Below are 6,196 nucleotides of genomic sequence, written 5' to 3'. Positions count from 1 at the left end.
CGGCCGCTTTTCTGTTTGGCGCGAACGGCGTGCGGCCCGGCCGGCGACGGCGGCCCGCGCCGGTGTTACGCGATGCGCTTGGCCAGTTCGACGGCCTTGCCGATGTACGAGCCGGGCGTCATGGCCAGCAGCAGGTCCTTGGCGTCTTGCGGGATCGCCAGGCCGCCGACGAATTCCTGCAGCGCCTCGCGCGTGATGCCCTTGCCGCGCGTCAGTTCCTTCAGTTGCTCGTACGGGTTCTCGATGCCGTAGCGGCGCATGACCGTCTGCACCGGCTCGGCCAGCACTTCCCAGCAGTTGTCGAGATCTTCGTTCAGGCGCGACGGGTTCACTTCGAGCTTGTCGAGGCCGCGCGTCAGCGCGTCGTAGGCGAGCAGCGAGTAGCCGAACGCGACGCCGATGTTGCGCAGCACCGTCGAATCGGTCAGGTCGCGCTGCCAGCGCGACACCGGCAGCTTCTCGGACAGATGGCGCAGCGTGGCGTTGGCCAGGCCCAGGTTGCCTTCCGAGTTCTCGAAATCGATCGGGTTGACCTTGTGCGGCATGGTCGACGAGCCGATTTCGCCGGCCTTGGTGCGCTGCTTGAAGTAGCCGAGCGCGATGTAGCCCCACACGTCTCGGTCGAGGTCGAGCAGGATCGTGTTGGCGCGCGCCACGGCGTCGAACAGCTCGGCCATGTAGTCGTGCGGTTCGATCTGGATCGTGTACGGGTTGAAGCCGAGCTTCAGGCGGTTTTCGACCACGTCCTTCGAGAACGCTTCCCAGTCGAACGTCGGGTAGGCCGACAGGTGCGCGTTGAAGTTGCCGACCGCGCCGTTCATCTTGCCGAGCAGCTCGACCTTGGCGATGCGATCGATGGCGCGCGCCAGGCGGGCGGCGACGTTGGCGATTTCCTTGCCGAGCGTGGTCGGGCTGGCCGGCTGGCCGTGGGTGCGCGACAGCATCGGCTGTTCGGCCTGGGCGTGCGCGAGCGCGACGAGGCGCTGATGCACGGTGCGCAGCGCCGGGACGATCACGTTGTCGCGCGCGCCGGCGAGCATCATGCCGTGCGAGGTGTTGTTGATGTCTTCCGAGGTGCAGGCGAAGTGGATGAATTCGCTGGCGCGCTCCAGCTCCGGCTGGCCCTTGACCGATTCCTTGAGCCAGTATTCGACGGCCTTCACGTCATGGTTCGTGACGCGCTCGATATCCTTGATGCGCGCCGCGTCGTGGGCCGTGAAGCGCTCGACCAGTTGCAGCAGGAATTGCTCGGACGCTTCCGAGAAGCGCGGCACTTCGGCGAAACCGGCGCGCGACAGCGCGATCAGCCAATGGACCTCGACGGTCACGCGATGGCGCATGAACGCCGCTTCGGAGAGCCAGTCGCGCAGGGCTTCCGTCTTGCTGGCGTAGCGGCCGTCGAGCGGCGACAGCGCGGTGAGGGCGAAAAGGGTGTCGGGGCGGGTGTCGGACATGATGGGGCGGCCGGTCGGGCGTGGAGAAGGTAACCCGGAATTTTACCATCGGCGGGGGGCGGGTCCGGCGGCGCATGATGCGGGCCGCCGGCGGAGGGGGCGGGCGGGGGCGGTTGTTGGCGTGGGGAAGGTGGCCGGATTGTGGCTTGGTCGGAGCCGGGCGGCAGTTGGAAGGCGTCCGGGTTGTGGCTCGGTTGGAGCCGGGTGGCAGTTGGAAGGCGTCCGGGTTGTGGCTCGGTTGGAGCCGGGTGGCAGTTGGAAGGCGGCCGGGTTGTGACTCGGTTGCGGCCGGGTGGCAGTTGGAAGGCGGCCGGATTGTGGCTCGGTCCCAGCCGGGTGGCAGTCGGGAGACGGCCGGGTTGTGGCTCGGCCGCGGCCGGGTGTCAGTTGGGCGGCGGCCGGCTTATGGCTCGGTCTTGGCGGGTTGGTGTCCACGCTGCCCCGGCCGGCCGCCTTCCCCGGCGAGGCCTACTCGGTCGCGTGCGCCGTATGCAGCGCGCCGCCGGCTGCACCGCTCGACGCCGTGCTGGCCCAGCCGAGCCATTGCGTGCGCAGCATCACCACCAGCCCGCAGGCGACGGTGGCCAGCGCGCCGAACGTCGCGAAGCCGAGCTGGTAGCTGCCGGTGCTTTCCTTGGCGATGCCCATGATGACGGGCAGATAGAAGCCGCCGATGCCGCCGGCCGCGCCGACGATCCCCGACAGCAGCCCGGTGCGGCCGCGCCAGCGGTGCGGCACGAGCTGGAACGTCGAGCCGTTGCCGAGCCCGAAGGCCAGATACAGGCACACCAGCAGCGCGATGCCGCCCGCGAGCGGCGGCATCCAGGCGGCGAACGCGAAATCGGCCGCCGCGATCGCGGCCAGCAGCACGATCAGCGCGCGCACGCCCGTCACGCGGTCGGCCAGATAGCCGCCGAACGGCCGCACGATCGCGCCGAGGAACGCCAGCAGCGACATGAACAGGCCCGCTTCGATCTTCGGCATCTGATAGAGGTTGGTCAGCAGCAGCGTGACGTACGAGGACATGCCGACGAAGCCGCCGAACGTGATGCTGTAGACCAGCATCACGACCCACGTATCGCGTTCGGCCAGCACCTTGCGGTAATGCGCGGGCAGCACCAGGATCGCCAGCAGCGCGCCGAGCACCGGCAACAGCAGCACGCCCGTCTTGCCCGCGCCGAACAGCCCGGCGTGAACCGCCAGCACCAGCGCCAGCAGGCCGGCCAGCGAGATCGCGAACGCCGCGAGCGCGCGCGGCGTGCTGCCGCTTTTCTCGCCGCGATCCTCGGCCCACGCGAACAGCGCGAAGCCGGCGATCGCCAGCAGCGGCAGCGCGGCGGCGGTCGACATCTTCCAGCCGAGCGCGGCGGCCAGATGCGGGAACAGGAAACCGTCGAGCACCGCGCCGATGTTGCCGGCCGCGGCCAGCCCGAGCACCAGCCCCTGCACCTTCGGCGGATAGCTGCTGCCCGCCATCGGCAGCGCCACCGCGAAGCTCGCGCCGCCGATGCCGAGGAACACGCCGAGCACCAGCAGCAGCGTGTAGGACGGCGCGCCCGGCACGAACGGCAGCACCACGGCCGGGATCGCCGACAGCAGCACGCCCATCAGCGCGATGCGGCGGCCGTCGGTCGACTGATAGAGGTTGCCGAGCGTGACGCGCAGGATCGCCGCCGCCAGCACCGGCACCGCGACCAGGAAGCCCTGCTGGGCCGCCGTCATCGTGAGGTCCTTGCCGATGAACGGCGCGAGCGGGCCGTACAGCACCCAGACCGTGAAGCCCGTGTCGAAATACAGGAAGCAGGCCAGCAGGGAGCGCCAGTTGCCGCTCGCGAGCGAAGCGCGGAGGGAAGTCGTCATCGGGGGCCTCTGAAATGGGCGGTCGGTCGATGGGCGGATCGGCGAAACCGGACGCCGCTGCCCGAGCTCGCTATCCGCAAGCTTCATGCCATTGGCGTGCATGTTTCGGGGGCGGGTGCAGGATCGCGCGCGGGGGGCGGATTCCGGTCCGGACGACGCGGCGGGCCGGCGACACGCGGCCGTTGCGGTGCCCGCTTCGCGCACCATGCCCGCTTGGCGGTTGCGCGAACCTGGCGCGCGTGCGGCACCGCACCAGTGCAGCCGGATCGCTTCGGTGCGCGGCTACAATGCGGGCTCCACACTCGTCGCGCAGCAAGGTCCGCATGGAACTGAAATGGCTGGAAGACTTCGTCTCGCTCGCGGAGACGCGCAGCTTCAGCCGGTCGGCGGAGCTGCGGCACGTCTCGCAGCCGGCGTTCTCGCGGCGCATCCAGGCGCTCGAAGCCTGGCTCGGCACCGAACTGATCGACCGTTCCGTCTATCCCACGCGGCTCACGCAGGCCGGCCAGGTGTTTCTCGAACAGGCGCTGACCATGCTGTCGCAGGCGCACGAGGCGCGCACGCTGCTGCGCGGGCACGCCGTGGCGCCGGTGCCGACCATCGAGTTCGCGGTGCCGCACACGCTCTCGCTGACCTATTTCCCGTTCTGGCTGCAGCGCATCGAGGCCAAGCTCGGGCCGGTGCATACGCGGTTGCGCGCGCTGAACGTGCACGATGCGGTGCTGTCGCTGGTGGAAGGCGGCTGCGACCTGGTGATGGGTTATCACCATCCGAGCCATCCGGTCGCGCTCGACCCGGCGCGCTACGACATGCTCACGCTCGGCATGGAGCCGATCAGCCCGTTCTCGGCGCCGCTGCGCGCCGGGCGGCCGCGCTACACGCTGCCCGGCGACGCCGACGCGCCGGTGCCGTACCTCTCCTACACGCCGAACGCCTATCTGGGCCGGATGACCGAGGTGATCATCGCCAATGCGCGCGAGCCGCTGTATCTCGATCGTGTTTATGAAACGGACATGGCCGAAGGGCTGAAGGCGATGGCGCTGGCCGGGCACGGCGTGGCATTCCTGCCGCACAGCGCGGTGGAGGATGCCGTGGCGGGCGGCGCGCTGATCCGGCTCGACCGGCCGGCCCGCGCCGGCGCCGCGCAGCCGTTCACGCTGAACATGGAGATCCGGCTCTATCGCGACAAGCTCGCCGCGCAAGGCGACGATGCCCGCCACGCGCTGGTGCGCGCGCTGTGGGACGCCGTGAGCGAGGAGCTCGCGCAGCGCGCGCGCTGAATCCCGCGCGGCCGGTGAGGTTACTCGGCGCGCACCGCCCGCGCGCGCCGGTTCGAAGGCATGCGGATTGCTGGCGTTCATGCCGGGAACACGCGCTTTGCCCAGCAATAGCGCGATCATGCAAAAAACGCATAATCGAATAAGCAAACGGCATTGGATTTCGAAAATGCGTTTTTCGACAATGGCGTCATTCGCTGACCGTTGGAGAATCCATGTCTTCGCAACCGCAGTCCCCGTCCCCCGTGCAATCCGTGCCGTCCTACCTGAACGCCGAGGCGTTGGGTCCGTGGGGCAACTACCTGCAGCAGGTCGATCGCGTCGCGCCGTACCTCGGCTCGCTGTCGCGCTGGCTCGAAACGCTGAAGCGCCCGAAGCGCATCCTGATCGTCGACGTGCCGATCGAACTCGATAACGGCACGGTGGCCCACTTCGAGGGCTATCGCGTGCAGCACAACGTGTCGCGCGGCCCGGGCAAGGGCGGCATCCGTTATCACCAGGACGTGACGCTGTCGGAAGTGATGGCGCTGTCGGCGTGGATGTCGGTCAAGAACGCGGCCGTCAACGTGCCGTACGGCGGTGCGAAGGGCGGCATCCGCGTCGACCCGCGCAAGCTCTCGCGCGGCGAACTCGAACGCATGACGCGCCGCTACACCAGCGAGATCGGCATCATCATCGGGCCGAACACGGACATTCCGGCGCCCGACGTCAACACCAACGAACAGGTGATGGCGTGGATGATGGACACCTACTCGATGAACCAGGGCCAAACCGCCACCGGCGTCGTGACCGGCAAGCCGATCACGCTGGGCGGCTCGCTCGGCCGTCGTGAAGCGACCGGCCGCGGCGTGTTCGTGGTCGGCTGCGAAGCGGCCAAGAAGAAGGGCGTCGCCATCGAAGGCGCGCGCATCGCCGTGCAGGGCTTCGGCAACGTCGGCGGGATCGCCGGCCGGCTGTTCCAGGAAGCGGGCGCGAAGGTCATCACGGTGCAGGATCACACCGGCACGATCTATCAGCCGGCCGGCCTCGACGCGTACAAGCTGCTCGATCACGTGGCGCGTACCGGCGGCGTGGCGGGTTTCGAAGGCGCCGAATCGATTCCGAACGACGAGTTCTGGACCATCGAAACCGAAATCCTGATCCCGGCCGCGCTGGAAAACCAGATCACCGAGAAGAACGCCGGCAAGATCCGCACGAAGATCGTCGTGGAAGGCGCGAACGGCCCGACCACCACGGCGGCCGACGACATCCTGGCGGCCAACGGCACGCTGGTGATCCCCGACGTGATCGCCAACGCCGGCGGCGTGACCGTGTCGTACTTCGAATGGGTGCAGGATTTCTCGAGCTTCTTCTGGACCGAGGACGAGATCAACCTGCGTCTCGAACGCATCATGCGCGAAGCGTTCGGCGGCGTCTGGGCGGTGTCGGAAGAGCACGGCGTGACGGTGCGTACGGCCGCCTTCATCGTGGCGTGCAAACGCATCCTGCAAGCGCGCGAAATGCGCGGTCTCTACCCCTGATCGACGCCTTCGGGCGACGATCCACCCGGTGCCGCGGCTACCCGCCGAGGCACCTTCTCGAAGCGGGCAGCGCCGAATCCGGCGC

Annotated in this window: 4 protein-coding genes; 2 read left to right on the top strand and 2 right to left on the bottom strand. The window is 68.7% G+C overall.

The window, feature by feature from the left end:
- Positions 1 to 65: 65 nt before the first annotated feature.
- Together purB and ACYP33_RS24500 are read right to left on the bottom strand one after the other, a co-directional pair.
- Positions 66 to 1,454, bottom strand: a complete 1,389-nt coding sequence (purB, locus tag ACYP33_RS24505) for an adenylosuccinate lyase (RefSeq protein ID WP_414450350.1) — start codon at positions 1,452 to 1,454, stop codon at positions 66 to 68.
- A gap of 468 nt (positions 1,455 to 1,922) precedes the next feature.
- Positions 1,923 to 3,314 (bottom strand): MFS transporter, encoded by a 1,392-nt coding sequence (locus tag ACYP33_RS24500; RefSeq protein ID WP_414443918.1) that lies wholly within the window; start codon positions 3,312 to 3,314, stop codon positions 1,923 to 1,925.
- Between the two features lie 323 nt (positions 3,315 to 3,637).
- On the opposite strand from ACYP33_RS24500, the gene ACYP33_RS24495 reads away from it, so the two are divergent.
- Together ACYP33_RS24495 and ACYP33_RS24490 are read left to right on the top strand one after the other, a co-directional pair.
- On the top strand, positions 3,638 to 4,594 hold the full coding sequence (locus ACYP33_RS24495) for a LysR family transcriptional regulator (RefSeq protein ID WP_414443919.1): 957 nt from the start codon (positions 3,638 to 3,640) through the stop codon (positions 4,592 to 4,594).
- A gap of 212 nt (positions 4,595 to 4,806) precedes the next feature.
- Positions 4,807 to 6,111: a Glu/Leu/Phe/Val family dehydrogenase gene (locus ACYP33_RS24490; RefSeq protein ID WP_414450348.1), complete on the top strand. Its 1,305-nt coding sequence runs from the start codon at positions 4,807 to 4,809 to the stop codon at positions 6,109 to 6,111.
- Positions 6,112 to 6,196 lie beyond the last annotated feature (85 nt).

It is taken from the genome of Burkholderia sp. 3C, assembly GCF_054589155.1.
The sequence above is the reverse complement of the archived record's forward strand: the minus strand, read 5'-3'. Positions and strand labels throughout refer to the sequence as shown.